The sequence below is a fragment of the Pontivivens nitratireducens genome (genome assembly GCF_014235845.1).
Taxonomy (GTDB): Bacteria; Pseudomonadota; Alphaproteobacteria; order Rhodobacterales; family Rhodobacteraceae; genus Pontivivens; species Pontivivens nitratireducens.
The window spans coordinates 153,751-178,765 of record NZ_JACJUQ010000007.1 but is presented as its reverse complement, the minus strand read 5'-3'; the positions used below and the strand labels follow the sequence as shown (position 1 = coordinate 178,765).

Annotated in this window: 24 protein-coding genes and 1 pseudogene; 9 read left to right on the top strand and 16 right to left on the bottom strand. The window is 62.3% G+C overall.

What is annotated here, in order from left to right:
* The 3 genes and pseudogenes from H1S03_RS17365 to H1S03_RS10325 all read right to left on the bottom strand — a co-directional run.
* The coding region (locus tag H1S03_RS17365; protein WP_221892669.1) for a choice-of-anchor D domain-containing protein at nucleotides 1-1,024 on the bottom strand (1,024 nt) is incomplete at its 3' end.
* A 245-nt stretch (nucleotides 1,025-1,269) separates the two neighbouring features.
* A pseudogene (locus H1S03_RS10330) lies at nucleotides 1,270-1,899 on the bottom strand (IS3 family transposase); the annotation flags it as partial.
* The gene (locus H1S03_RS10325) at nucleotides 1,869-2,426 is read right to left on the bottom strand and encodes a hypothetical protein (RefSeq protein WP_185804368.1); all 558 of its coding nucleotides are present in this window, start codon (nucleotides 2,424-2,426) and stop codon (nucleotides 1,869-1,871) included. The pseudogene H1S03_RS10330 and the gene H1S03_RS10325, both read right to left, overlap by 31 nt.
* Nucleotides 2,427-2,540: 114 nt before the next feature.
* Between H1S03_RS10325 and H1S03_RS17475 the strand changes: the two genes are divergently transcribed.
* The 3 genes from H1S03_RS17475 to H1S03_RS17820 are packed head-to-tail and all read left to right on the top strand — an operon-like array spanning nucleotide 2,541 to nucleotide 4,265.
* Nucleotides 2,541-3,473, top strand: coding sequence for a TniB family NTP-binding protein (locus H1S03_RS17475; RefSeq protein WP_249777878.1), 933 nt, complete (start codon nucleotides 2,541-2,543; stop codon nucleotides 3,471-3,473).
* Nucleotides 3,474-3,495: 22 nt separating this feature from the next.
* Nucleotides 3,496-4,071, top strand: a complete 576-nt coding sequence (locus H1S03_RS10320) for a restriction endonuclease subunit S (RefSeq protein ID WP_249777877.1) — start codon at nucleotides 3,496-3,498, stop codon at nucleotides 4,069-4,071.
* A complete protein-coding gene (locus H1S03_RS17820; RefSeq protein WP_488260096.1) occupies nucleotides 4,020-4,265 on the top strand; it encodes a hypothetical protein in 246 nt (81 codons plus the stop codon). The genes H1S03_RS10320 and H1S03_RS17820 overlap by 52 nt, the downstream gene beginning before the upstream one ends.
* 206 nt (nucleotides 4,266-4,471) lie before the next feature.
* Here H1S03_RS17820 and H1S03_RS10315 read toward each other — a convergent pair whose 3' ends face one another.
* Entirely contained in the window at nucleotides 4,472-5,416 is a 945-nt protein-coding gene (locus H1S03_RS10315; protein WP_185804366.1) for a reverse transcriptase domain-containing protein, read from the bottom strand.
* 400 nt (nucleotides 5,417-5,816) lie between these two features.
* Nucleotides 5,817-8,057 (bottom strand): adenosylcobalamin-dependent ribonucleoside-diphosphate reductase, encoded by a 2,241-nt coding sequence (locus H1S03_RS10310; RefSeq protein WP_185804365.1) that lies wholly within the window; start codon nucleotides 8,055-8,057, stop codon nucleotides 5,817-5,819.
* 138 nt (nucleotides 8,058-8,195) lie between these two features.
* On the opposite strand from H1S03_RS10310, the gene H1S03_RS10305 reads away from it, so the two are divergent.
* On the top strand, nucleotides 8,196-8,642 hold the full coding sequence (locus H1S03_RS10305) for a DUF1489 family protein (RefSeq protein ID WP_185804364.1): 447 nt from the start codon (nucleotides 8,196-8,198) through the stop codon (nucleotides 8,640-8,642).
* Here H1S03_RS10305 and hisG read toward each other — a convergent pair.
* The 4 genes from hisG to H1S03_RS10285 all read right to left on the bottom strand — a co-directional run bounded on the left by hisG (nucleotide 8,639) and on the right by H1S03_RS10285 (nucleotide 12,607).
* Entirely contained in the window at nucleotides 8,639-9,358 is a 720-nt protein-coding gene (hisG, locus tag H1S03_RS10300; RefSeq protein WP_185804363.1) for an ATP phosphoribosyltransferase, read from the bottom strand. The genes H1S03_RS10305 and hisG overlap by 4 nt on opposite strands.
* Nucleotides 9,355-10,431, bottom strand: coding sequence for an ATP phosphoribosyltransferase regulatory subunit (locus H1S03_RS10295; protein WP_185804362.1), 1,077 nt, complete (start codon nucleotides 10,429-10,431; stop codon nucleotides 9,355-9,357). Before H1S03_RS10295 ends, hisG begins: the two co-directional genes overlap by 4 nt.
* 13 nt (nucleotides 10,432-10,444) lie before the next feature.
* On the bottom strand, nucleotides 10,445-12,031 hold the full coding sequence (gene hisS, locus H1S03_RS10290) for a histidine--tRNA ligase (protein ID WP_185804361.1): 1,587 nt from the start codon (nucleotides 12,029-12,031) through the stop codon (nucleotides 10,445-10,447).
* A 99-nt stretch (nucleotides 12,032-12,130) separates the two neighbouring features.
* Nucleotides 12,131-12,607, bottom strand: a complete 477-nt coding sequence (locus tag H1S03_RS10285) for a flavin reductase family protein (RefSeq protein ID WP_185804360.1) — start codon at nucleotides 12,605-12,607, stop codon at nucleotides 12,131-12,133.
* Nucleotides 12,608-12,676: 69 nt separating this feature from the next.
* Here H1S03_RS10285 and H1S03_RS10280 point away from each other — a divergent pair, with 69 nt between their 5' ends.
* From H1S03_RS10280 to H1S03_RS10270, 3 genes are all read left to right on the top strand, one after another.
* On the top strand, nucleotides 12,677-13,336 hold the full coding sequence (locus tag H1S03_RS10280; RefSeq protein WP_185804359.1) for a DUF2161 family putative PD-(D/E)XK-type phosphodiesterase: 660 nt from the start codon (nucleotides 12,677-12,679) through the stop codon (nucleotides 13,334-13,336).
* Between the two features lie 63 nt (nucleotides 13,337-13,399).
* Nucleotides 13,400-14,503 (top strand): chorismate synthase, encoded by a 1,104-nt coding sequence (gene aroC, locus H1S03_RS10275; RefSeq protein ID WP_185804358.1) that lies wholly within the window; start codon nucleotides 13,400-13,402, stop codon nucleotides 14,501-14,503.
* Complete coding sequence (locus tag H1S03_RS10270) at nucleotides 14,500-15,015, top strand: hypothetical protein (RefSeq protein ID WP_185804357.1); 516 nt, start codon at nucleotides 14,500-14,502, stop codon at nucleotides 15,013-15,015. Before aroC ends, H1S03_RS10270 begins: the two co-directional genes overlap by 4 nt.
* Here the strand turns inward: H1S03_RS10270 and H1S03_RS10265 are convergent.
* The 6 genes from H1S03_RS10265 to H1S03_RS10240 all read right to left on the bottom strand — a co-directional run bounded on the left by H1S03_RS10265 (nucleotide 15,009) and on the right by H1S03_RS10240 (nucleotide 21,561).
* Nucleotides 15,009-15,938 (bottom strand): 2-hydroxyacid dehydrogenase, encoded by a 930-nt coding sequence (locus H1S03_RS10265; RefSeq protein ID WP_185804356.1) that lies wholly within the window; start codon nucleotides 15,936-15,938, stop codon nucleotides 15,009-15,011. The two genes, H1S03_RS10270 and H1S03_RS10265, sit on opposite strands and share 7 nt — an antisense overlap.
* Nucleotides 15,935-17,086: a rod shape-determining protein RodA gene (rodA, locus tag H1S03_RS10260; RefSeq protein WP_430700899.1), complete on the bottom strand. Its 1,152-nt coding sequence runs from the start codon at nucleotides 17,084-17,086 to the stop codon at nucleotides 15,935-15,937. The genes H1S03_RS10265 and rodA overlap by 4 nt, the downstream gene beginning before the upstream one ends.
* Nucleotides 17,086-19,005 (bottom strand): penicillin-binding protein 2, encoded by a 1,920-nt coding sequence (mrdA, locus tag H1S03_RS10255; protein ID WP_185804354.1) that lies wholly within the window; start codon nucleotides 19,003-19,005, stop codon nucleotides 17,086-17,088. Before mrdA ends, rodA begins: the two co-directional genes overlap by 1 nt.
* A gap of 1 nt (nucleotide 19,006) precedes the next feature.
* On the bottom strand, nucleotides 19,007-19,537 hold the full coding sequence (gene mreD, locus H1S03_RS10250) for a rod shape-determining protein MreD (RefSeq protein WP_185804353.1): 531 nt from the start codon (nucleotides 19,535-19,537) through the stop codon (nucleotides 19,007-19,009).
* On the bottom strand, nucleotides 19,534-20,424 hold the full coding sequence (gene mreC, locus H1S03_RS10245; protein ID WP_221892668.1) for a rod shape-determining protein MreC: 891 nt from the start codon (nucleotides 20,422-20,424) through the stop codon (nucleotides 19,534-19,536). Before mreC ends, mreD begins: the two co-directional genes overlap by 4 nt.
* Before the next feature lie 99 nt (nucleotides 20,425-20,523).
* A complete protein-coding gene (locus tag H1S03_RS10240; RefSeq protein WP_166187814.1) occupies nucleotides 20,524-21,561 on the bottom strand; it encodes a rod shape-determining protein in 1,038 nt (345 codons plus the stop codon).
* Nucleotides 21,562-21,875: 314 nt separating this feature from the next.
* On the opposite strand from H1S03_RS10240, the gene H1S03_RS10235 reads away from it, so the two are divergent.
* The gene (locus H1S03_RS10235) at nucleotides 21,876-22,631 is read left to right on the top strand and encodes an isocitrate lyase/PEP mutase family protein (protein WP_185804352.1); all 756 of its coding nucleotides are present in this window, start codon (nucleotides 21,876-21,878) and stop codon (nucleotides 22,629-22,631) included.
* Between the two features lie 82 nt (nucleotides 22,632-22,713).
* Here H1S03_RS10235 and H1S03_RS10230 read toward each other — a convergent pair whose 3' ends face one another.
* A complete protein-coding gene (locus H1S03_RS10230) occupies nucleotides 22,714-24,264 on the bottom strand; it encodes a 2-isopropylmalate synthase (RefSeq protein ID WP_185804351.1) in 1,551 nt (516 codons plus the stop codon).
* A 306-nt stretch (nucleotides 24,265-24,570) separates the two neighbouring features.
* Here H1S03_RS10230 and H1S03_RS10225 point away from each other — a divergent pair, with 306 nt between their 5' ends.
* The gene (locus H1S03_RS10225) at nucleotides 24,571-24,927 is read left to right on the top strand and encodes a hypothetical protein (protein WP_185804350.1); all 357 of its coding nucleotides are present in this window, start codon (nucleotides 24,571-24,573) and stop codon (nucleotides 24,925-24,927) included.
* Nucleotides 24,928-25,015 lie beyond the last annotated feature (88 nt).

Below are 25,015 nucleotides of genomic sequence, written 5' to 3'. Positions count from 1 at the left end.
CGACGGCGGGACCGGCGGTCTGGGCCCAGGCATAGGTCAGCGTCTGGCCCGCATCATTGGCAACGGACCCCGCGCTGTCGAGCATGACGTCATTCCCGCTGTCGACGACAGCATTGCTCCCGGCCTCCGCCGCGGGCAAGGAGTTGCCCGTGCCGCGAATTGAGAACGTATATGGGTCTTCATCGTCATCATCTGACCGAATGGTGACTGTCGATGTCTTCGTCCCGCCCGTGGCCGGATTGAAACGGATAGAGAACGTGTTCACGCCCGAGCTTGCCACGGTTCCGGAGTTGGTCAGGTCGGCGGTGATCTGAAAGTCCGTTGTATTGGATATCGCCAGCGCGTCCGTACCAAAGGTCAGCGCTGAAGTGCCGTTGTTTTCCGCCCGGAAGCTGTTGGTGGCGGTCGAGCCGACAGTAACAGTGCCGAAATCCGTACCAAGCGCCGTAGTGATCGTTGTACTTCCGTCACCGATATCGGCATTGTCCGCGCTGTTGCGGACGTCCAGCTCGGGCGCCGCGCCGCCACTCATGCTTCCTGTAGTGCCGCTGAACGTATAGGTGAAGGGGACAAACGACGCGCCCGAGACCGGGGATACCGTACATCCGGCATTACAATCCAACGTAACAACCCAAGTGCTGCCGCCAACTGTTCCAGACCCGGACGCCGATGACACATGGTAGAACAGATTGTTCGCGTTCGATACATATCGAAAGTTCGCGTTGCCGGTATCATAGACGGGCTGAATAAAGAGAAACTCGTCACTTGTCTGATCTTCGACGGGAACAGCAGTATTTATCATGCAAGTATCTTGAATCAGGTTCAGAGCATACTCATTAGGCGATACCATGTTCGTACAATCGGTGATTGCCGCATGCGCCGCCTGAGGCGATCCCAACATCAGCATGAAGCCCAGGATTGTGGAAAACAGCACGCTCAGGATGAATGACATCCGAACGCCTGAAACATGCCGACACCAGTTTGCAGCAGTTTTCAAAATGGCCAAGCGGTCAGCATAGATCATCAGTCGTTCCCCCAGAATGATCCCAAAATGATCAAGGCCCGCCCCCTGACCAGATTTGTATAGCGCGGCAAGTCGGCAGCACGGTCGGATGGATTTCACACCCGAATCAGTATGATATACTGAAAATATAATTACTGCGCGATCAACTTAAATTTCACTTACAGTAGTCACCACATGAATTACTGAAGTGGTCCCACCTTTTCGGACAGGTTTGCAGCGTTTCTAAGGTGTATAGGGTTTAGGTTTCATGCTGCTTTTTGCTCTTCCAAGCCTGCCCAATATGCTTCGTCGGGCGTCTGCCGATCAAGCGCGGAATGGGGTCGTCTGGTGTTGTAGAAGGCCATCCAGTCCTTGATGACGCGGCGGGCCTTGAAGCCATCGTCGATTTCTTCAAGGTAGATGGCCTCCTGCTTCAGGCTGCGCCACAATCGTTCGATGAAGATGTTATCAAGGTAGCGCCCGCGCCCGTCCATGGAGATGCGCACACCGGCCTCGGTCAGCGGTGTGATCCAGGCTGAGCCTGTGAACTGCGATCCTTGATCCGTATTCATGATCTCGGGCGGGCCGTATCTGGCGATGGCCTCGTTCAGCGCCTCGACGCAGAAGTCGGCGTGCATCGTGTTGCTGAGCCGCCAGCTCAGGACCTTGCGCGTGGCCCAATCCATGATGGCGACCAGATACAAGAAGCCGTTCCGAACCGGCACAAACGTGATGTCGGCGCACCAGACATGATTGGGGCGGTCGATCATCATCTTCCTCAGTAGATACGGGAAGACCGGGTGCTGTGGATGCGGTTGGCTGGTTCTGGGACGTTTATAGATTGCCTCAAGACCCATCTTCGCCATCAGACGACGCACTCGATAGCGCCCCACGGCAAGCCGCCAAGCACGAGATGCACGATCTCGATGCAGGACAGCTTTGCCTTCTCGGCGGCCTTTGCGATCGTCACCATCCCGTCGGCAGCCATGTCAACGGATTGCGCGGACGCATGCAGCGCCGAGAGGAACCTCTCGATATCCCGGTTGTCGATCGCCTTTCGCGTTCGCCCAACGGCGTATCTCCGACCGTCCGCGATGGGATCAAGCATGCCCTCATCGACGAGTTGTCCAGCCTGAGGCTGGGTGCAGTTCATCGCCGCAGGAAGTGACGCGATCTTGGTTGACCGTGCGATCGATGCCGCAACGCGTTCGCCCGCGGCCGCCTCGAAGACGTGATGGCCGGCGGCATTGTCCTCGGCGGGGATCAGCCCGCGGGCCGCGAGGACATTCCGGAGCGTCCGGGGGTTGAGCTTTGCTTCTGAAGCCAAGGACACGACGCTGTGGAGCCGACGCTGAACGAGGCTCTCACCCAAGATCTTTGTCCCTGGCGCGACTTCGATCATCGCGAAAATGTGCTCGCGCATGATACGTCGGATGTCGCCGGGATCTTTGGTGTTCTTACGTGACGCGAGCCACCTGTAAGTCGCCCCCAGGGCATTGCCGCGCTCTGGCTTGATGCCTTTGCGGAGGAGACGCGATTGGGTCGTTTCAAGTGCATCTCGGATATCCAAAGCTCCAAAGAGAATATCCGCGTCGCCGTCGCGGGTATTCGCCAGCGCTACATTGCCACGAAGCGGGATCGCGATCTCGCAACGGCGCTCGACCGTGTGATCGCAATCGACGAGGACACGGGCAACGTCGAACCCGTAAGGTTCACGTCTACGGGTGAAACCCGAGGCATCATCGTCGTGGACGGCGCGGGTGGGGGGAAAACCTCACTCGTGAAGCGCGGCCTTGCCGCTCAGCCGGGACTGGAGGCCACCGATACAACCAGGCCGGTGATCGGCATTACCGTCCCCAATCCTGCGACTCTCAAAAGCGTGGCGCAGGCAGCCCTCAAGGCAACTGGCTATCCGGTGGGTGAGAAGAGGCTCACCGTATGGGGCATGTGGGAGCTTCTCCGCGAGCGCTTCCAGACTCTGGGAACGGTCGTCTTCTGGATCGATGAGGCCCACGATCTGTTTCCGCATGGCTCAAAGTCCGAGGCACCACACATCCTCAAGACCTTCAAATCCCTGATGCAGGGCGACGGTGCCGTGATTGTAATCCTCTCCGGTGTCGGGACACTCTGGGATAGCATCTCGTTCGACCACCAGGTCCAGCGCCGTTACTCGAAGTTCGAATTGCCCCCGGTAACGGCCTCCACGGATTCGAAGCTCATCTGGAAACTTCTGGTCAACTTCTGCGACCAGGTTGGGCTTGAGCCTCCCGATCGCGGCGACCTCCTCGACCGCATCATTCATGCGGGGCGAAATCAAAAAAGGCTATACGCATTTCGCAGAAGGCGATGTTGGACTTGCGAAGATCACGCCCTGTTTCGAAAACGGGAAATCCACCGTTTTCCGCAATCTAACTGGAGACTTCGGAAGCGGCACAACAGAACTTCATATTCTGAGGCCGGTCCTCGTTGATCCTGACTATGTGGTGCTGTTCATGAAGAGCCCGCAATTCATCGAGAGCGGCATTCTCAGGATGACGGGCACCGCTGGGCAAAAACGTGTGTCCAGCGAGTATTTCACGAGCTCGCCTTTCCCTCTACCCCCTCTCGCCGAGCAGCACCGGATCGTCGCCAAGGTCGATGAGCTCATGGCGCTCTGTGATCGGCTGGAGGAGGCCCGCAAGACCCGCGAGGAGTCGCGCGACAAGCTCACCGCAGCCAGCCTCGCCCGCCTGACCGCCCCCGACACCACGCCCGAGGACTTTCCCGCCCACGCCGCCTTCGCCCTCGAGGCGCTGCCAGCCCTCACCACGCGCGCCGACCAGATCAAAACCCTCCGCCAAACCATCCTCAACCTCGCCGTTCGCGGCAAACTGGTGAAGCAGGACCCGACAGATGAACCGGCGTCTAATCTGCTTGAAAAGGCCAAGGAGGACATTGCGGAATACGGTCAAGCTAACGGCGTTCGACCCGCAAAAGTCGACAAAATTGGGGACTTTCCGTTTGACTTGCCTTCCGGATGGGCATGGACGGCGGGGGCACATGGTATAGCAACTCGCTCCGTATGCTGAGCGAGGGAGATCGGATCTGGACCAAGATCCCAGGAAAAGGCTTTGTCGGCGTTGGCCGGGTCACGGGGAGTCGCATCCCTGCGAATGAGTTTATCATCGACGGCCGACCTGCTCTTGAGGTTCTCCATGCAGACTATCATCGAGAGTTCGCTGAAGATCCTGAGAAGGCTGAATATTTTGTTCCAGTCGAGTGAACGAAAGCTTTCGAGTTTCTCGTCGACCTTAATGTCGAGACCGTCCATGGTTTCGCCGCTTGTGGTGTATGCGAACGACTCGCCCCACCCACGCAGGACTCGGTCGACCAAGGCGAGGGTCTGAGCGTAGCGTTGGCGAGTTGCAAAACTATTTTCCGCCTTCCGAACCTCCTCAATTGCCCTCCTGCCAGCAGCCAGATGGCCATCTACGGCTTCCAAAATACCCTTTCGAGCTCGACGCGATGGCTGCCAGAGCCCAGGACGGCAATTGTAGCCGAGAAAATCAAAACCATCCGCGACTCGGCCATATTGAGCTTTTTCCGCAGAGACTGAAGCCGCGAAAGGGTCGTGACATCGCATGCCATGCTCAGCGAGGAATTTCCGTGCGCTTGCAAACGCCTTCTTGACCTTCGTCTCAGACGGTCCAAGCAAAACGAAATCGTCGATGAAGCGCGCGCATAAAATGCCGCGTTCATTAAACTGTTCATCGAGGGCTGTAGGAGAATGTTCCCAAAGAGCGGCGATAAGGGCGACCCTTGAGCTACACCCTCGCTATCTGTCGGAAATACGGATCGGTCCTCTCCCAGAACTTCCTCGTTTCCAAGCGTTACCGTGGTGGCGTCATCCAACAACTTCAGGAAACGCTCATCGTCAACGCCATGAGCGATGCGCTCAAGAACTACCTTGCGAGGGATGCCATCGAAAAAACCGGAAATATCCGAGCGCACGAAGAATGTATGGTCACTCTTGAACGCATCATTTAGAAACTTTAGCGCGTGAGGGACTGAACGATTTGGAACTCCGCCGAAGCTGCTCTTCTGTATTCCCGCTTGGCGCGCCACCTCGACCTTATCTTGTAAGGTATCGAGTAGTGCCCGCTCAACTATCCGGTTGTGGACAGATGCCATGACGATGCCGCGCTTGCCGCCGCTGCTTTTGGACTTCAGAACACCTTTCTGCGGATCAAATTCAAACGTTCCCTCACGAAGGCGTCGCTGGATTCTCAATATGTCCCTGTTTGCAGTGCGATCAAAGTCCTCAATCGCACTACGGGTCTCTTCAGACTTTGACCGGGCTCCGTTTGCGCGAATTCGGCGCCAAGCCTTATGAAGCGCATCTTGTTTGCGGCAGAGTTCGAATAACTTTCCCACGATCGCTTGTTCTCTCTGGCGGACGCACCGGTATGCCTCGTCCTGCCTCTGAAGTTGCCTGTTGCTTCCACGGACCGCTTCCGGCATCGCTGGGATGCTCGGTCACGGCGACCGACACGGGCTGTCGGGGCGCGAGGCCCGTCGACCCGAGGCCGCCCCCCATCTGATCGGCGCTCAGCATGAACCCGGCGATGAGGATGATAGCGAAACACAAATATCATAACCTGTATAACTATTATGTCAACTACATATCGAACTAACCACCACATCTTGCGACCTGTGCGGGCGGCATATGGATATCCGGCAAGAAGACGTGCCGCAATGGACACGACTTGCTTGTCGCGATGGACATTTGGCCGGTCCAATGGCCAACTTTTGATGGTCGCTTCAACTTAGCTCGTCACCCAGAGCATTTCGAATAGCCGCAGTTTCCGCAGGTCAGGCATCCTTCCTGCATCCGCATCTCGAATGCGCCGCAATTGGGGCAGGCGGGGCCGGGGGTGGCGGAGTTTATGCGGGCTGTCACTGGATCGATGCTGAGCCCGGCCCCTTCGGCGGTGAGAAAACCGATGGAGATCATGTGCTTTTCGATCACGCCTCCGATCGCGGCGAGGATCGAAGGCACGTATTTGCCTTGCATCCACGCACCGCCGCGCGGGTCGAAGACGGCCTTCAGCTCCTCCACCACGAAGCTGACATCTCCGCCACGGCGGAATACGGCGGAAATCATGCGGGTCAGTGCGACGGTCCAGGCGAAATGCTCCATGTTCTTGGAGTTGATGAAGATTTCCAGAGGCCGCCGTACCCCGTCCACGATCACGTCGTTGAGCGTGATGTAGATCGCATGTTCCGAGTTCGGCCATTTGATCTTGTAGGTCATGCCATCCACGGCATCGGGTCGGTCGATCGGCGTTTCGAATTTCGGCGCTTCCACGGGCGGTGACGTGGCCTCGGCCAGGCTCAGCACGCTCCCCGTGACGTCATTCGGGCGATAGGTTGTGCAGCCCTTGCAGCCGGTGCCCCATGCTTCGAGGTAGACATCCTTGAACGCGTCGAAGTCGATGTCGGCGGGGCAGTTGATGGTCTTGCTGATCGAGCTGTCGATCCATTTCTGTGCGGCGGCCTGCATGCGGACATGTTCGATCGGGTCGAGGGTCTGGGCATTGACGAAATGCTCGGGCAGCGGGCCGTTGCCATGCAGGTCGCGGTAAAGCTGCACCGCGTAGTCCACGACCTCCTCCTCCGTTTTGGTGCCGTTCTTTTGCAGAACCTTGCGGGTGTAGGAATAGGCGAAGACCGGCTCGATCCCGCTCGATACATTGCCCGCGAAGAGGGAGATCGTGCCGGTGGGCGCGATCGAGGTCAGCAGGGCGTTGCGGATGCCGTGCTTGCTGACGGCGCGCCTGACATCGGCGTCCATCTCCATCATGGTTTCGGAGGCGAGGAAGGCCTCCGGATCGAACAGGGGAAAGGCGCCCTTCTCCTGCGCCAGATGCGCGGAGGCCAGATAGGCCGCGCGCGCGATCCGGTGCAGCCACTGCTCGGTCCGCCGCGCGGCTTCCTTCGATCCATACCGCTCCCCCACCATCAGCAGGGCATCGGCCAGACCGGTGACGCCGAGGCCGATCCGACGCTTGGCCTGCGCCTCCTCCCTCTGTTCGGGCAGGGGGAAGCGGGACGTATCCACCACGTTGTCCATCATCCGCACGGCCAGCGCCACCAGATCGCTCAGCGTGTCATCGTCCAATGTCGCCTGATCGGTGAAAGGGTCGCTGACCAGCCGGGCGAGGTTGATCGAGCCGAGCAGGCACGCGCCATAGGGGGGCAGAGGCTGTTCACCGCAGGGGTTGGTGGCCGAGATCTCCTCGGCGTAGTACAGGTTGTTGCGCCGGTTGATCCGGTCGATGAAGATCACGCCGGGTTCCGCGTAATCATAGGTGGACCGCATGATCAGATCCCACAGATCGCGGGCATTGACGGTGCGATAGACCGTGCCGCCGAAGGTCAGGTCCCAGGTCTGCCCGGTCTCCACCGCCTCCATGAACGCATCGGTGATGAGGACGGACAGGTTGAAGTTGCGCAGCCGCATCGGGTCTTGCTTGGCGGTGATGAAATCCTCGATATCGGGATGATCGCAGCGCAGGGTCGCCATCATCGCACCGCGCCGGGCGCCCGCGCTCATGATCGTGCGGCACATGGAATCCCAGACATCCATGAAGCTGAGCGGACCGGAGGCATCGGCACCGACACCCGCGACCGGCGCGCCCCTGGGGCGGATCGTCGAGAAGTCGTAACCGATCCCGCCGCCCTGCTGCATGGTCAGCGCCGCCTCGCGCAGCGCCTCGAAGATACCGCTGAGCGAATCCGGGATCGTTCCCATGACGAAGCAGTTGAACAGGGTCACGCTGCGCTGCGTTCCTGCGCCCGCCACGATGCGCCCGGCAGGCAGGAACCTGAAATCGCTGAGCGCGGTGTAGAACTGTTCCTCCCAATGGGCGGGGTCGTCCTCATCCTGCGCCAGGGCGCGGGCGATGCGACGCCACGTATCCGCGACCGTCTCGTCCCCGCCGCCTTCGGGCGGTTGAAAACGGTACTTCATCTCCCAAATCTGCTGCGCGATAGGGGCTGCGAAATCGGACATGGTACGGCCTGCAATCTGTTCGTGGGGGGCGGGTTGAGTATGAAGTGCGTTGAACACGTGTCAACCGGTGGCAATCCGTCCCATTATGCGGCATCGGATAATTGCCTATCACGATGCGAAACCTGAGAGGACCCCGACATGCCCACCGAACCGGTCAACCTGATCAAGCTGTGCGTGGGCGCCGAGGGGATCGACGACCTTCTCGACTGGCAGAAACGTCTGCGCGCGATCCGCACCGCACGGGGGGAGCCGCCGGAGCATCGCCACATCACCCGCATGTGGCCCAAGCGCGAGGCGGAGCTGCTGACGGGCGGTTCGCTCTACTGGGTGTTCAAGGGTGTGGTTCTGGCCCGGCAGAGGGTCCTGCGTCTGGAGGAAGTGATCGGCGAGGATGGCATCCGCCGCTGCGGCATCGTCTTGCACGATGACGTCATCAAGACGGAAGCCGTGCCGCGCCGCCCCTTTCAGGGCTGGCGATATCTTTCCATGACCGACGCGCCGGCGGACCTGAGCGCCGACAGACTGAATGAAACGGCACTGCCGCCCGAACTGGCCAGCGCCCTCGCCGCGCTGGGCGTGCGTTAGAGATCGGGCCCGAGGTCCGGCGACAGGCCCAGACGCTCACGCAACGTGGCGAAGGTTTCGCGGTTCGCCTGCGACCAGTGCGCGTTTCTGGCGGCGAACAGGGTCGCCTGCGATTTCAGAATCTCACCATCTGTCAGGATGCGCAGGTGGTTCGCGGTCAGGGTCGCACCGCTCGACGTGATGTCGGCGATGGCCTCGGCGGTCTGGTTCTTGATCGTGCCCTCGGTGGCACCTTGCGAATCCACGATCTCGAAATCCGCGACGCCGTGCTGGCTCAGAAAACCACGCACGAGGTTGTGATACTTCGTGGCGATCCGCAGGCGATGGCCGTGATTGGCGTGAAACTGTGCTGCGGCATCGTCCAGATCGCGCAGGGTCGTCACATCGGCCCAGCTTGTCGGAACGGCGATGATCAGATCGGCAAAGCCGAAGCCCATATGCGTGACCTTGGGCGTGATCGCGGCCCAGTCGGCCAGTTTCTCCTGAATCAGATCCTCACCCGTAACGCCGAGGTGAATGCGCCCGGCGGCGAGCTCTCTGGGGATCTCACTGGCGGAAAGCAGCACCAACTCGATTCCGTCGAGGCCGGTGACCCGCCCGGCATATTCCCGGTCCGACCCGGTGCGCGCGACGGTCACGTCAGCCTTGGCGAACCAGTCGATCGCGTCCTGTTGCAGGCGCCCCTTGGACGGCAGGCCGAGTTTAAGCGCGCTCATGGTGCCACCTCATCCAGGGCAGAGAGCAGGATTTGCGGGCGGATCATGCCGCCGATGGCAGGCCAGTCGGCATCACTGACCTTCTGCGCCAGCCGGTCATAGCGCCCCCCGGCGGCAACGATCTGATCCGCATGGGTCATCTCGAACACAAAACCGTCGTAATATTCGTGCCGCCGTCCGAAATCCGCACGAAACGGCAGGGTCGCCGTCTCCGGTCCCAGGCGGTGGCGCAGCTCGCGCAGGCGATCCTCAAACCGGGTAAGGACATCGTCCAGCCGCGTGCCCAGCACGGCGCGCACCCGCTCGGGAACCTCACCAATGGGACATGCGATGTCGAGATAGGCCAGCAAGGTGTTCGCTGCCTCCGCGGACAAGGTATCGGTGGCGCGGGCGCTCAGCATTTCCGCGACTTCGGCAGGGGTGCGTTTGCCCTGGATGACGTGACGGTCGCGCAACTGCGCCTCGATGTCGGGACCGGTCAGATCGGCGGGCAGCGGGACCGGCGATTGCATCCGCTCGATTTGCGCGCGCAACTGTTCGGGTCGCCAGAACAGGCCGCGCAGGCGGGTGCGGATACGTTCGGATATGTCGAGCGTATCGAGCGCCGCATGGAACAGACCTACGTCTCCGGTCATCACCGGCACGCCTGTCAGGCCGGATCGGTGCAGGGCGGACAGGATGTTGGCGAAGATGCGCACGTCCGCCGCCTCACGCCGCAGGGATCCGAAATACTCGATCCCCAACTGCAAGTACTCCGTCGGGCGGTCGTTACCGGGGCCGCTGCGGCGGAACACCGGGCCGCTATAGCAATAGCGCGGCGTGCCGGCATCGCGGCCCCGCTCCGCGTGCAGCAGGTAGACGGGCACCGTGAAATCGGAGCGCAGGGCCAGACCGTTGCCCATCAGATAGGTCAGGTCCAGCAAGGTCTGCCCGCCCAGGCCGACATGCGCGGCGTCATGCAGCATCGGCGGGTCGATCCGCTCGTATCCGGCCTGCTCGAAACCGGCGAGCAGGGTTTCGGACAGGTCCACAAGCCTGCGGTATTCGCTGCCGCGACGGGCCAGGGCGCTCATACCGACGGGCCCGTCATTTCGCCCGTGCGAGCAATTCGCGCACTTCGCTGACCAGATCGGCGCGGCTGACTTCGAACTGCGCGGCGTTCTGTTTCCATTCCTCGTTCGAGGTGATCTCCTTGGCGAGGCGGGCACCCAGTGCCAGATCCTTGATCTGCACGATGCCGTTTTCCTTCTCCTGCGCGCCTTCGATAATCGCGACCGGGGCGTTGCGGGTATCTGCGTATTTGAGCTGGTTGCCGAAATTCTTCGGATTGCCCAGATAGACCTCCGCCCGGATGCCGGCATTGCGCAGTTCCGCCACCATGGACTGGTAATCGGCCATGCGGTCGCGGTCCATCACGGTGACGATGACCGGGCCTGCAACCTCATCAGCGCGGGTCAGTCGGTTGTCGAGTGCGGCCAGCAGCCGGTCCACCCCGATGGAGACGCCGGTGGCCGGAACCTCTTGCCCGGTGAACCGCTTGACCAGATCGTCATAGCGCCCCCCCCCGGCGACGGAGCCGAACTGACGCGGGCGGCCCTTTTCGTCGAGCACCTCGAAGGTCAGCTCCGCCTCGTAAACCGGGCCGGTATAGTAGCCCAGACCGCGCACGACGGAGGGGTCGATGATGATGCGATTGGATCTGTAGCCTGCATTTTCCATTTGGTCGGCGATTTCCGTAAGCTCATTTACACCATCGCGCCCGACTGCCGTTGTGCCTACGAGATTATACAACGCCTTAACCGCATAGGAGCTTGGGCTGGGTCCACTTACAAGTGGTTTAGTTTTTGGCAGTCCTGTTAACGGAGAGAACTCCGCTCCGTCGATTTTTGTGAGTTGCTGTCCAATCTGCACATGTTCACCAATTTTAATGAACTCCATGATGACATCAATCTGGCTAGCCCCCAGACTGGCGCCCTTGGTATAATCGCCGGACGCGTCCTTGCGCCCCTCGCCCAGCAGGGCGCGCACGCCGTCCTGACCCAGGCGGTCCAGCTTATCTATGGCGCGCAGGACGATGCCGCGCTCAACCGCCTTGTCCTCCCCCGACAGGCCGGCAACCTCCATCACGCCGTTGAGAACCTTGCGGTTGTTCACCCGGACGATGTAGTCGCCGCGCTGGATTCCGACCCCTTCGAGGACATCGGCCAGCATGGCGCAAATCTCCGCGTCGGCGGCGACGGTCGGGGTGCCGACGGTATCGGCGTCACATTGATAGAACTGGCGGAACCGGCCCGGTCCCGGCTTCTCGTTGCGCCAGACCGGCCCGACGGCGTAGCGCCGGTACGGCGTTGGCAGATCGTTGCGATGCTGGGCATAGACGCGCGCAAGCGGCGCGGTCAGGTCATAGCGCAGGGCCATCCAGCTTTCGTCATCGTCCTGCCAGGCAAAGACCCCCTCGTTCGGACGGTCCACATCGGGTAGGAACTTTCCCAGAGCCTCCACCGTTTCCACCGCCGAGGATTCCAGCGGGTCGAAGCCGTATTGGTGATAGATGCCGGTGATGGTGCGCAGCATCTCCTGCCGGTGAATGACCTCGGGGCCGAAATAATCGCGAAATCCGCGCGGCGGGGCGGCCTTGGGGCGCTGGGGTTTCTTCTGCTTGGTCTTGGCCATCAATCAGTCCTCGAACCCGAAATGGGGATTGCGGCGGGTTTAGCGGATGGTCCCGAGGGGGGCAAGCAAGGTGCTCCCCCAAAGGGGCTCACATAACAATCAAGCCAGCCGGGGATACAGGCCCGCGTGAAACACCAGGGGATGCGGTGTCGGATCGTGTTCCAGGCTGTCGACATGGCCCACGACGATGGCATGATCGCCGCCCGGATGCACCGCGTGTCGGGTGCAGCGGAACAACGCGGCGCAGCCCGCAAACTCTGGCACCCCCTCGGGGCCATCCGACCATTCATGCGCCGCGAAAGGCCTGTCGCCCGATCCGGCAAATGCTGCGGCGAGGTCGATCTGCTCCGCGTTCAGGATGTGAATGGTGAACCGCTCGGCCTGAACGAACGCCTCGAACCGGGCGGAGCGTAGGGCAGGGGCCCACATCACCAGCGGAGGATCCAGCGACAGGGATGAGAAGCTGTTGGCGGTGATGCCCAACGGCCCCTCGGCGCTCGACGTTGTTACCACGGTCACGCCGGTCGCGAACGCGCCGCAGGCGTCGCGCAATTCTCGGGCTGTGAAATGGCTCATCTGGAACTCCTCGCTTGAACGGGACTTATCCTGTTTCCCGCGCGATGCAATGCACGCTATCCATGCAGCATGGCTGAAACCGATCTATACGCACCGATCAAGGCCTTGCTGCACGCGCAGGGCTATACCGTAAAGGGGGAGATCGGACCCTGTGATATCGTGGCCGTGCGCGGCGACGAACCGCCCGTCATCGTCGAGATGAAGGCGGGCCTGACCATGGCATTGTTGCTGCAAGGGGTCGATCGCATGGCGATGAGCGAAGTGGTTTATCTGGCGGTTCCGCGCCTGCCGGGGCGCGGGCGCAAGGAGGGCATGCGGATCCGGGGGCTGCTGCGCCGGTTGGGTCTGGGCCTGATCGTGGTGAAGGACGGCGTGGCGGAGGTGCGGCTGGACCCCGGCCCCTACAGCCCGCGTCCGAATGCCCGGCGACAGGGGCGATTGCTGCGCGAGTTCCAGTTGCGACAGGGCGATCCGGAGGTCGGCGGCCGCCCCGGTGGCGGCGTGATGACCGCCTATCGTCAGGGCTGCCTGCGCCTTGCCCTCTATCTGTCGGAGCATGGAACCAGCAAGGCCGCCGTCGCGGGCAGGGCGGTCGATGTGGGCAAGGCCGCGACGATGATGCGCGCAAACCACTATGGCTGGTTCGAAAGGGTCGGGCGGGGCCTGTATGACGTAACCGATGCCGGACGTGCGGCCGCGGCCTCCGGCGGGGATATTTCTGGAAAGTGAATTCGCACCGGCATGGACGCCCGCAGCCCGGCGCGGTAAACGGCTGTAAAGGAGCCTGCGCACATGTCCCTCAACTCTTTCGGTCATATGTTTCGTGTCACCACCTGGGGTGAAAGCCACGGCCCCGCGCTGGGTGCCACGGTGGACGGCTGCCCCCCAGGTGTTCCGGTCGATGCGGGGATGCTCCAGCACTGGCTGGACAAGCGCAAACCCGGCAAGACCAAGTTCGAAACCCAACGGCGTGAGGCTGACGAGGTTCGCATCCTGTCCGGCGTGTTCGAGGGGCAGACGACAGGCACGCCGATCCAGTTGATGATCGAGAATACGGACCAACGCTCCAAGGATTACGGAACCATCGCCGAGACGTTTCGCCCAGGTCATGCAGACATTACCTATTGGCAGAAATACGGTATCCGCGATTATCGCGGCGGCGGGCGCAGTTCCGCGCGCGAAACCGCCGCACGGGTCGCGGCGGGCGGCATCGCGCGGGAGGTTCTGAAAACCCTCGCCCCCGGTCTGCGCATCATCGGTGGGCTGGTGCAAATGGGACCGCACGTGGCCCATGCGCGCGATTGGGATGAGGTTGAGAACAACCCGTTCTGGACCCCCGACGCCGCCGCCGCCGCGCATTACGCCGAATATCTGGATGGGATACGCAAGGCGCATTCCTCCGTCGGGGCGGTGATCGAGGTCGTGGCGCAGGACGTGCCCGCAGGCATCGGTGCGCCTGTCTATGGCAAGCTGGACACCGATCTGGCCGCCGCGATGATGAGCATCAATGCCGTGAAGGGCGTCGAGATCGGTGAGGGCATGGCCGCCGCCGCCCTGACCGGAGAGGCAAATGCGGACGAGATCGACATGGGGCCGGACGGGCCTGTCTATTCCTCGAACCATGCGGGGGGCATCCTGGGCGGTATCTCGACCGGGCAGGATGTCGTGGTACGCTTCGCGGTCAAGCCGACGAGCTCGATCCTGACGCCGCGCCGTTCGATCACCAAGTCAGGTGAGAGCGTCGAGGTCGTGACCAAGGGGCGTCACGATCCCTGTGTCGGCATTCGTGCCGTCCCGGTGGGGGAGGCGATGATGGCCTGCGTCTTGCTGGATCATATCCTGTTGCATCGTGGGCAGGTCGGCGCCAATCGGGGCGCCATCGGAGGTGTCGTGTGAAGAAATATCTGTTGATTGCCCTGCTGGCCGGTTGCGTGGCGGAACCTGAGGTTGTCGCCGTGGCCCCTGTCGAGCCGGAGCCGGTGGTCGAGCCGCGCCGCCAGTTCACCGACGACAACATTCCCTACGACCTGACGGCCGGTGCCGACCTGACCGCGATTCCCGATGACTGGGTCGAGATATTCTGTACCCTGCCGTGGGAGAGCCGCGCCGAACCGTTCACCGGTGTCGAGCAGTGGAACCCGTGTCTGCGTCCCGACATGTTCGGGGACGGTGCTCGTACGCAGGTTGCTGCCGAAAATACCGAAACGCAAAAACCGCCCGAGGCGCTGGACCTCGCCGATCCGATGGCGAACGCGTTGACGCGCCCGGCACCGTCCGCTCAGCCCGCGCCGGATCAGGTTATGCCGGATCAGGTTATCGCGGAGCCGATGCCGAGCGCGTTTGACATTGCCCCGGATCCGACCTTGTTCCTCAATCCCGACGGATCATTCTCACGCCGGTCTCAATAACCCAGCTTGCGATCCACGACGTGCTGCAAGGGCTGACCGCGCTGGGCACGGGCAATGTTTTGTGCTGCGGTTCGCGCGGCGCTGTCGGGGCGGGTTTCGGATGCGATATGCGGGGTGACCGTCACCTTCGGGTGGGTCCAGAATGGATGATCGCGCGGCAGCGGCTCGGTCCTAAATACGTCCAGCGTCGCGTGGGCGATCTGACCTGAATCGAGCGCGGCGATCAGGGCCTCGTCGTCGATCAGGGGGCCGCGACCCGGATTGATCAGCATCGCACCGCGTGGCAGTCGGGAGAGGCGATCCGCATTCAGCAGGTTTTCCGTGGCCGGCGTCGATGGCAGCAGCGTCACGACGATCTGGGCCGTGGAAAGAATGTCGTCCAATCCGTCATCACCGTGATGGCAGGTCAGGCCGTCGATCTGCCTGGCGGATCGGCTCCAACCATGCATATCGAAGTTCAGAGCGGACAGAGCCTGCGCACATGCGGTTCCCAGCGCCCCGAGGCCCAGCATCGCGACCGGCCGCTGTTGGGCCAGCGGCGGCAGATGTTTGACCCATTCGCCGTCGGTTCGCTGGATATCCGCGTCCATGCCCAGATGATAACGCAGGACATGACCGACCACCCACTCGACCATTCCTTGCGTCAAACCGGGATCGACCATACGGGCGAGCGGCACCGTCAGGGTTGGATTTCCCACGATCTGTTCAACCCCGGCCCACAGGCTTTGCACCCCTTTCAGCCGCGTGAAGGGCGTGAAATCGTGCAGCCCGCCATTGGGCGCATAAATGATCCAGTCAACCGTTTCCGGCGCCAGATCCGTGCCGAGCGCGACCTCGATGCCCTCCTGCGCGAAGGTTGTCCTCAGCGGTTCCGCATAGGCGGTCCAGGCTTCCGGTGTGGCGGAAAACAGCACGTTGATCATGCATCGGCTCCTCGCGGTCGGTGGATATGCGCACTTTGTATCAAGCCAAACGCACCCAGCAACACCAGCATCGCCGAACCGCCATAGCTGACCAGCGGCAGCGGCACCCCGACCACCGGCAACAGCCCCATGACCATCGCCATGTTCACCGCGAAGAAGAAGAAGAACGTCGCCGTCAGCCCCCCTGTCATCAGCGCCCCGAACCTGTCGCGGTTCGAGAAGGCGGACAGCAGGCAGAACATGATGATCGCGGTGTACAGACCCAGCAGGGTCAACCCGCCGAGGAAGCCGAACTGTTCAGCCAGCGAGGTGAAGATGAAATCGGTGTGCTTTTCAGGCAGGAAATCCAGGCGGCTCTGCGTGCCTTGCATGAAACCCCGCCCCGACAGGCCGCCCGCGCCCAGCGCGATCTTGGCCTGCGTGATGTGATATCCGGCCCCCAGCGGGTCCATCGATGGGTCGAGGAAGATGTCGATGCGGCGGTACTGATAATCGTTGAGCAATTGCCACGACTGCCCGCGCGATTCGAACACGGCCCAGACCGTGCCGCTGACCACCGCGATGGCGGTTCCGAAATACCACCAGCTGACGCCCGCCAGGAACATCACCACGCCCGCCCCCGCGATCATCAGAATGGCGGTGCCCAGATCCGGTTGCCTGAGCACCAGAAACACCGGGATCGCTGTCATGAGAAGGGGAAGCGCCACCCAGAAGGGGTTCGAAACCTTGTCGCGCGGCAACCATGCGTAGTACTGCGCGATCACCATGACCAGCGCGACCTTCATCACTTCGGAGGGTTGCAGGCGCAGGGGGCCGATGTCGATCCACCTTTGCGCACCCATGCCGACCTCGCCCATGAATTCCACCGCGACCAGCAAGGCGAGCCCGCCGATATAGGTCAGCACCGATATACGCCGCCAGAAGTCGATGTGGATCATCGCCACGATCAGCATCACGACGACACCCAGCCCGAACCGCATCATCTGCGGGCGCGCCCAGGTATCCATGTTCCCGCCGGCGACGGAATAGAGCATCAGGAATCCGGCCCCGCAGACGCAGAAGATCAGGATCACCAGCGGCCAGTGAACGTGCAGCAGCTTCGCCGGGCCGGTCGGCGTCGGGCGTGCGTTCATCTGCTCCCAATAGATCATGCCCTGCTCCGCTGGACGCTGGCGCTGTCCTGACCCAGACGGCGACGTTCGCGTATGGTTTGGTGTAGGGCTGAGGGCCAGGCCTCGATCGGTGGTTCGGGACCGTAGAGCGCGCGGATCAGCACATCCTGCGCGATGGGCGCGGCCGCGGTTGAGCCGCCGCCGCCATGCTCGACAATCGTGGCGATGGCGTAGCGCGGTGCGTCGAACGGCGCGAAGGCCACGAACAGCGCATGGTCGCGCCGGTTCCACGGCAGATCCTCATTGCGGAAAACACCGGTGCGCCGTTCCGCCTCCGTTATGCGGCGAACCTGTGAGGTGCCTGTCTTGCCCGCCATGGCCATTCCGGGTGCTGCGATGCGGGCACGGTAGGCCGTGCCGCGACGGTCGTTCGACACCGCGAACATGCCGCCGCGCACCGCGTCCAGCGCGTTCGGGTTCAGCCCGATCGGTTCGCCCGGATCCATCGCACTGGGCAGACCATCGACCGAGCGTATCAGCTTGGGCGTCACGGCATTTCCCGATGCGATCCGGGCGGTCATCACGCACAGCTCCAACGGGGAGGCCAGCATGAAACCCTGTCCGATACCCGAATTGACCGTGTCGCCGATCAGCCAGCTTTCACCATGTACGCGCATTTTCCAGTCGCGATCGGGCATGTTTCCCGCGCGCACGGCGGGCAGCGGCAGATCATGGCGGACGCCGATGCCCAGACGGTTCGCCATTGCGCTGATCTTGTCGATGCCGACACGCTGCGCGACGTCGTAATAATACACGTCGCACGAATTCTTGAGGCTGTCGCGCATGTCCATCCAGCCATGGCCCCCCCGGCGCCAGCAATAGGCCCGGCGGTTGCCGATCTCGATGGAGCCGCCGCAAAACACGGTGTCCCCCGGCCCGATGACGCCATCCTCCAGCGCGGCGAGGGCGACGACCATCTTGAAGGTGGAGCCGGGCGGGTACAATCCGGACACCGCCTTATTGTAAAGCGGTCGGTATTCGTTCTGGTTCAGCGCGTTCCATTCGCCGGTCGAGATGCCGAACACGAAACTGTTGGGATCGAAGGACGGCGCGGAGGCCATCGACACGATTTCCCCTGTACTGATGTCCATCACGACGGTGGCGGCGCTCTCCCCCTCCATCCGTCGCAGGGTGTAGTCCTGTAGCCCGCTGTCGATGGTCAGTTGCAGATCCTGGCCGGAGCGTCCTTCGACCCGGTCCAGTTCGCGGATGACGCGTCCGCTGGCGTTCACCTCGATGCGGGAATTTCCCGCCGCGCCGCGCAGTTCTGCCTCGGCCCGTTTTTCCACCCCGTTCTTGCCGATCTGGAAGTCGGGGATCTGCAACAGCGGGTCGGGGTCTTCGATCCGGCTGAGGTCGTAGTCTGAAACCGGCCCGACATAGCCGACGATATGGGCGAAGATGTCATCTGCGGGATAGTGCCGCGACAGCCCCACCTCCGTCAGGACGCCGGGCAGGGCGGGGGCGTTCGCGGCGACACGGGCGAAACTTTCCCAGTCCAGATGTTCCGCGACGGTGACGGGCACGAAGGCGGGACGGGCGTGGATATCGCGCAGGACACGCTCGCGCCGGTCGGGGCTGATCTCGATCAGGCGGGACAGACGGCGCAGCACCTCCTCGGGGTCGCGCGCGCCCTCACGCACGATGACGATGCGATAGTTCTGCCGGTTCACCGCGATCGGATTGCCCGCACGGTCATAGATCAGCCCGCGTGCCGGGGGCAGAAGCCGGATGTTGATACGGTTTTCCTCGGCCAGCAGACGGTAACGTTCCGCCTCCTCCACCTGCAGATGGCGCATCCGCCAGCCCAGCGTTCCGACCAGCGCAAGCTGAACGCCCATCAACACGAGACCACGACGCGTGATCGTGGGGCCTCCCTTGTCGCCGCGTGCCATGTCAGCCCTCCCCCAGATAGGTCGAATACGTCAATTTGCCGTTGCCGCGATGGCGCAGCCCCAGCAGCCCCCCGCAGATCAGGGCGACGAGAGGATAGCTGAGCATCGTACCGGCCGCGTATCGGCCAAGTTGCCCGACGGTCGGCGGTGAGCCGAGGCTGATCCAGATCAGCACGGCCTGCATCGCCACGCCCATGCTAATCAAAGCCGCCACCATCGCCCATTCCACAACGAACGGTACTTCGCGCAGATGCCTGGATTGGCCCCGCAACACTTCCGTCGCCAGGACGAGGGTCAGTGCCCCGATCCCGACGGGGCGCATCAGCAGCATGTCCGCCGCCAGTCCCAACGCGAAAACCACGATCAAGGGCGCGCTGCCCGGTCTGCGCAGAACCCAATAGCAGCACAATGCGAACAGCAGGTCAGGCATCGGCCATTGCGGCGCGCCCGGTTGCAAGGGGATTGCGGACAGCAGGATGCACCCGAAACCGGCAAGGATCAGCATGGCGATGCGGACCGCCCAACGGATCATTCCGGCTCCTCCGCAAAGAAGAATGGCTCATCCGCGATCAGGCCACCGGGGCGGTGGATCGTGGGTTGTGGCCGGTGGTTGAGGATGCGCACGAAGCGCAGACGATCGTAATCCGCCGCCAGACGCAGTCGCAACTGGCCGTTTGCCGCAACGATGACCTGACCTGCCAGAACGTCCGCCGGCAGCACGCCCCCGTCGCCCGAAGTGACGACCCGGTCGCCTGGGCGAACGCGGGCGGTATCCTCGACGAAATCGATCAGGGGGGCGTCGGTGTTGTCGCCCGTCAGGATCGCCCGCTGGCCCGATCCCTGAATGACCACCGGCACGCGGCTGTTGATATCGGTCAGGAAGATCACTCTGCTGGTTTCCTCACCCACGCCGGAAATGCGCCCGACCAACCCCAATCCGTCCAGTGCGGCGGACCCGTCGGTCACGCCGTTGCCCGCCCCGACATTGAGCAGCCCGGACCGACTGAAAGGTCCGGCGCTGTCGGCCATGATCTCCCCCGTGATGAACGTGGCGCGGGGTGAGAGCTGGACGTTGTTCAAGGCGCGAAGCCGTGCGTTGCGTTGTTCGAGTTGCAGGGCCGCCTCCCTCCAGCCGCTCATCGTCTGCAACTCACGCCGCAGTTCCTCGTTCTGCTCATAGACGCGGACATAGGACTGGAAATCCTGAAGCATGTTGGTGAACCGCGCAGCGGGTCGCGTCGTCCATTCCATGCTGGGCAATGCCGCGTCAGCCAGGGTCATGCGCAACCGTTCGACCCGCGGGCTGTCGATCCGCCACAGCACGAACAGGGTAAGACAGACGAGGACGATCACGCCCAGCAAAATCTGCCGGGTCGTGCGCCAAAGGCTCGTTTGTTTCTGTCCGCTCACATAGGCCAATCGCGGCCTCCCCCTGACGGGCACTCGAAAACGCTGTGGCGTGGTGTTCGCCAATCGCGTGGACTCTTACTCTCGTCGACCAGTTCTGGCTCTGGTCGATCAGTTATGGTTTCCGTAGTCGATAACGTGTTGCAGGCGACGCTCGAATTCCAAGCTCTTGCCGGTGCCCAGCGCCACGCAGTTCAGTGCATCGTCGGCCACGGTGATTGCGAGGCCCGTCTGCTCACGCAAGGCCAGGTCGAGATCGCCCAGCAGCGCGCCGCCGCCGGTCAGCATGACGCCGCGATCCACGATATCGGCGGCCAGATCGGGTGGCGTGGCCTCCAGCGCGGTCATCACGGCCTCGCATATCTGCTGCACGGGTTCGGCCAGCGCCTCGGCCACCTGGGCCTGAGTAACTTCGGTTTCCTTGGGCACACCGGTCAGCAGGTCACGGCCACGAATTTCCATGGCCTGTCCCCGGCCATCCTCTGGCATACGGGCCGATCCGATCGAGGTCTTGATCCGCTCGGCGGTCGCCTCACCCACCAGCAGGTTATGCTGGCGGCGCAGGTAGGAGATGATCGCCTCATCCATCCGATCTCCGCCGACGCGCACCGAACGTGCATAGACGATATCGCCCAGCGACAGCACCGCAACCTCGGTCGTGCCACCGCCGATATCCACGACCATCGACCCGGTCGGTTCGGTGATCGGCAATCCGGCACCGATGGCGGCGGCGATAGGTTCCGCGATCAGTCCGGCCTTGCGTGCGCCGGCGGCCAGAACGCTTTCGCGGATGGCCTTCTTTTCCACGGGAGTGGCGCCGTGGGGCACGCAGACGATGATCTTCGGCTTGCCGCGCTTGTTCACCTTGCGGATGAAATGCTTGATCATCGCCTCGGCGACGTCGAAATCGGCGATGACCCCGTCGCGCATGGGGCGGATCGCCTCGATCGAACCCGGGGTTCGGCCCAGCATCAGCTTGGCGTCCTCACCCACTTCGAGAACCTGCTTTCGTCCGTCGCGTACATGATATGCCACAACCGAAGGCTCGTTCAGAACGATGCCCTTGCCCTTCACGTAGATCAACGTGTTGGCGGTTCCCAGATCGATCGCCATGTCCGAAGAAAACATGCCGGAAATAATATTGAACATCGACGCACTGCCCCTGACCCGATGCGCGCGCTATTTTCATGCAGCGTCTGTGCGCATCCATATGTGTGTCTTATACGTTCCACAGCCGCTCAGCGTAAAGGGCGTGTAGGGCGCGAATGAGTTCCAATGCAGGCGCAGATCCCCTGCTGTCCGCGCGCTCGGCAAAGAACCGCCGGTTTGCGTGGGCAATATTGTGCAGCGACCGCCTGCTGCCGGACGCCGCGAATCACCCCACGCGATAAATTGTGTCTACGACAATTGCGCTGTCGCGGGGCAGAAGGTTCCACGGCACTCTGATCCGCAGGGAGGCAAACATGAACCAATCGGAAAAACGCGCGCATTTCGCCAGACTTCACCAGCCGGGCGACCCGCTGGTGCTGTTCAATATCTGGGATCCCGGCAGTGCCCGCGCGGTTGCCAAGGGCGGAGCCGAAGCACTTGCCACTGGCTCCGCTTCCGTTGCGGGGGCCTTGGGATATGAGGACGGGCAGGATTTGCCCCTGGACCTGGCGCTGGAAAATGCGCGTCGGATAGCGGCATCGGTCGATGTGCCGCTTACGCTGGATTTCGAGGGCGGCTACGCGGTGGAGCCTTCGGACCTAGCGGCCAATGCGGCAAGGGTGGTGGATACCGGTGCTGTCGGCGTGAACTTCGAGGATAAGGTCATCGGTGGCGACGATCTGTACGATACGGCCCAGCAATGCCGCAGGATTGCAGCGGTTCGATCCGGTGCGGCGGGTGCGTTGTGGATCAACGCGCGCACGGACATTTTTCTGAAGTCGAAACCGGACACGCACAACCCCGCGATGGTGGAGGGTGCATTGGCGCGCGCAGACGCCTATGCACGGGCCGGAGGCGACAGCCTGTTCGTTCCGGGTGTACGAGACCTCGATCTGATCCGCAGCATTTGTGACCGCGCGCCGATGCCGGTGAATATCCTGCTCTATCCCAACAGCATGACGCGCGCCGATCTGGCGCAATGCGGCGTCGCCCGCATCAGCCATGGCCCGTTCCCATGGGTCGCGGCAATGGCCGCCCTGACCGTGAGTTCGAGAGAGGCGCTGGCCTAGCGGGCAACGCCCCCCCGCACAAAAAAGCCGCCCGTAAGACCGGGCAGCTTTCATTGAATTGCGATATTATCGCGCCGGTGCGTTAGCTTGCCAGTTCCTCGGGTGCTGATTTCTCACGCCGGACCATCAGTTTGTTGAGCGCATTGATATACGCCTTGGCCGAGGCGACGACCGTGTCGGTGTCGCTGGATTGGCCTGCGACGATCTTGCCGTCTTCCTCCAGCCGGACGCTGACGGTCGCCTGCGCGTCGGTCCCTTCCGTCACGGCATGCACCTGATAGAGGGCCAGGCGCGCGGTATGCGGCACCATTTCCTTGAGCGCATTGAACGTCGCATCGACAGGGCCGTCGCCGGTGGTCTCGGCGCGCTGGGCCTCCCCCTCGATCAGCAGGACCATGGTGCAGGTCTGAGGTCCGGTGGTGCCGCAGCGCACCTCCATCTCCGCCAGACGGATCGCGTCATGGCCCGCGCTGGTGGTCTGGTCGGACATCAGCGCGACCAGATCCTCGTCATAGACTTCCTTCTTGCGATCGGCCAGATCCTTGAACCGGACGAACACGTCCTTGAGCTGGTTGTCGCCCAGCTCATAGCCGAGGTTTTCCAGCTTCGAGCGCAGCGCGGCACGGCCCGAATGCTTGCCCATCACCAGCGACGTTTCAGCGAGGCCGACATCCTCGGGGCGCATGATCTCGAACGTCTCTGCGTTTTTCAGCATTCCGTCCTGATGGATGCCGGATTCGTGGGCGAAGGCGTTCTTGCCCACGATGGCCTTGTTGTACTGCACCGCAAAGCCCGAGACGGAGGCGACCATGCGGCTGGCATGCATGATGCGCGACGTGTCGATCCGCGTCTGGTATGGCATGATGTCGTTGCGCACCTTGAGGGCCATCACGACTTCCTCCAGTGCGGTGTTGCCCGCCCGCTCTCCCAGGCCGTTGATGGTGCATTCGATCTGGCGCGCGCCTGCCTCGACCGCGGCCAGCGAATTCGCCGTCGCCATGCCCAGATCGTTGTGGCAGTGCGTGGCGAAGATCACCTCATCCGCGCCGGGAACCTCGGCGATCAGCATGCGGATCAGTTCGGCGCTTTCGCGCGGGGCGGTATAGCCGACCGTATCGGGCACGTTGATCGTGGTCGCCCCGGCCTTGATCGCGATTTCCACCGTCCGCTTGAGGAAGTCGTGCTCCGTCCGTGTTGCATCCATCGAGGACCATTGAACGTTATCGGTCAGATTGCGCGCATGGGTGACCATGTTGTGAATGTGATCGGCCATGTCGTCCATGCTCATCCCGGTAATGCCGCGATGGCTGGGGGACGTGCCTATGAACGTATGGATGCGGGGGCGCTGCGAATGCTTGATTGCCTCCCATGCGCGGTCGATATCGCTGATCGCGGCACGGGCGAGGCCACAGATTTGCGCCTGTTTCGCTGCTTTCGCGATGTCCGAAACGGCGGCGAAATCTCCGGGGGAGGCGATGGGAAAGCCTGCCTCGATGATGTCCACGCCCATCTCATCGAGCAGGGTCGCGATCTCCACCTTCTCGTCATGGGTCATGGAGGCACCGGGCGATTGCTCGCCATCGCGCAATGTCGTGTCGAAAATCAGGACCTGGTCCTGTTTCTGGTCGGTCATGTCGGGTATCCTTATGAGCTTGATATGGTCGATCCGGCGCTCTCGTCACGATCCCCTGAGCGCGCGCGCCAGGGTCCCGGCACGCTCAGAGGCTGCTAAGGACTAGGAGGTCGCGAATGATCGTAGGTGTGCTCATGTGGGCGATTATACCGCAAACGCGGCAGGGGTGAAGCCCAATTTTCAGACAGCGTGCAGGAATATATTTGTCACAGATGTGGTTTTTGAGTTGCGCCGCATTGAAAGCGATCGTGTGCCGCGCAGTTCCCGGATGTCCGGAATGGTCCGGCCATGTGTGAGGTAACTTTCGTGAATTCAAGTATCAAAGCCACCCTGCTCGGCTGTGTTGTCGCAGTGCTTGCGGGATGTTCGTCATCGCCCGACGAAACCACGTTCGGCGGCCGGTTGGAGGCACAGGGCGGTGCCGTCGCGGAAATCGGGGAGAAGTGGTCCGAAGGCGCGGAGCTGATCGCCGATGGGGCGGCGTTGGTCGAGGAAGGCGAGGATGACCTGTCCCGCGGCCGCCGTCTGGTTCGCTCCGGCGAAGGTGATATCGACAAGGGGCGCGACATGATGCGTCGGGGGGAGCGGTTGCAGGCCGAAGCTGAGGCCGCCTACCGCGAAGCGCAGGCGGCGGGTACTGTTCCCGGCCCCGTGTCCAATTAACATGTCCAACTGACATACGCGTCCAACTTTACCTGCCGCCGCGTCCGCTGATCCAAGGGCGCGGCGGTTGGGGCAGGAGGGCCATGGT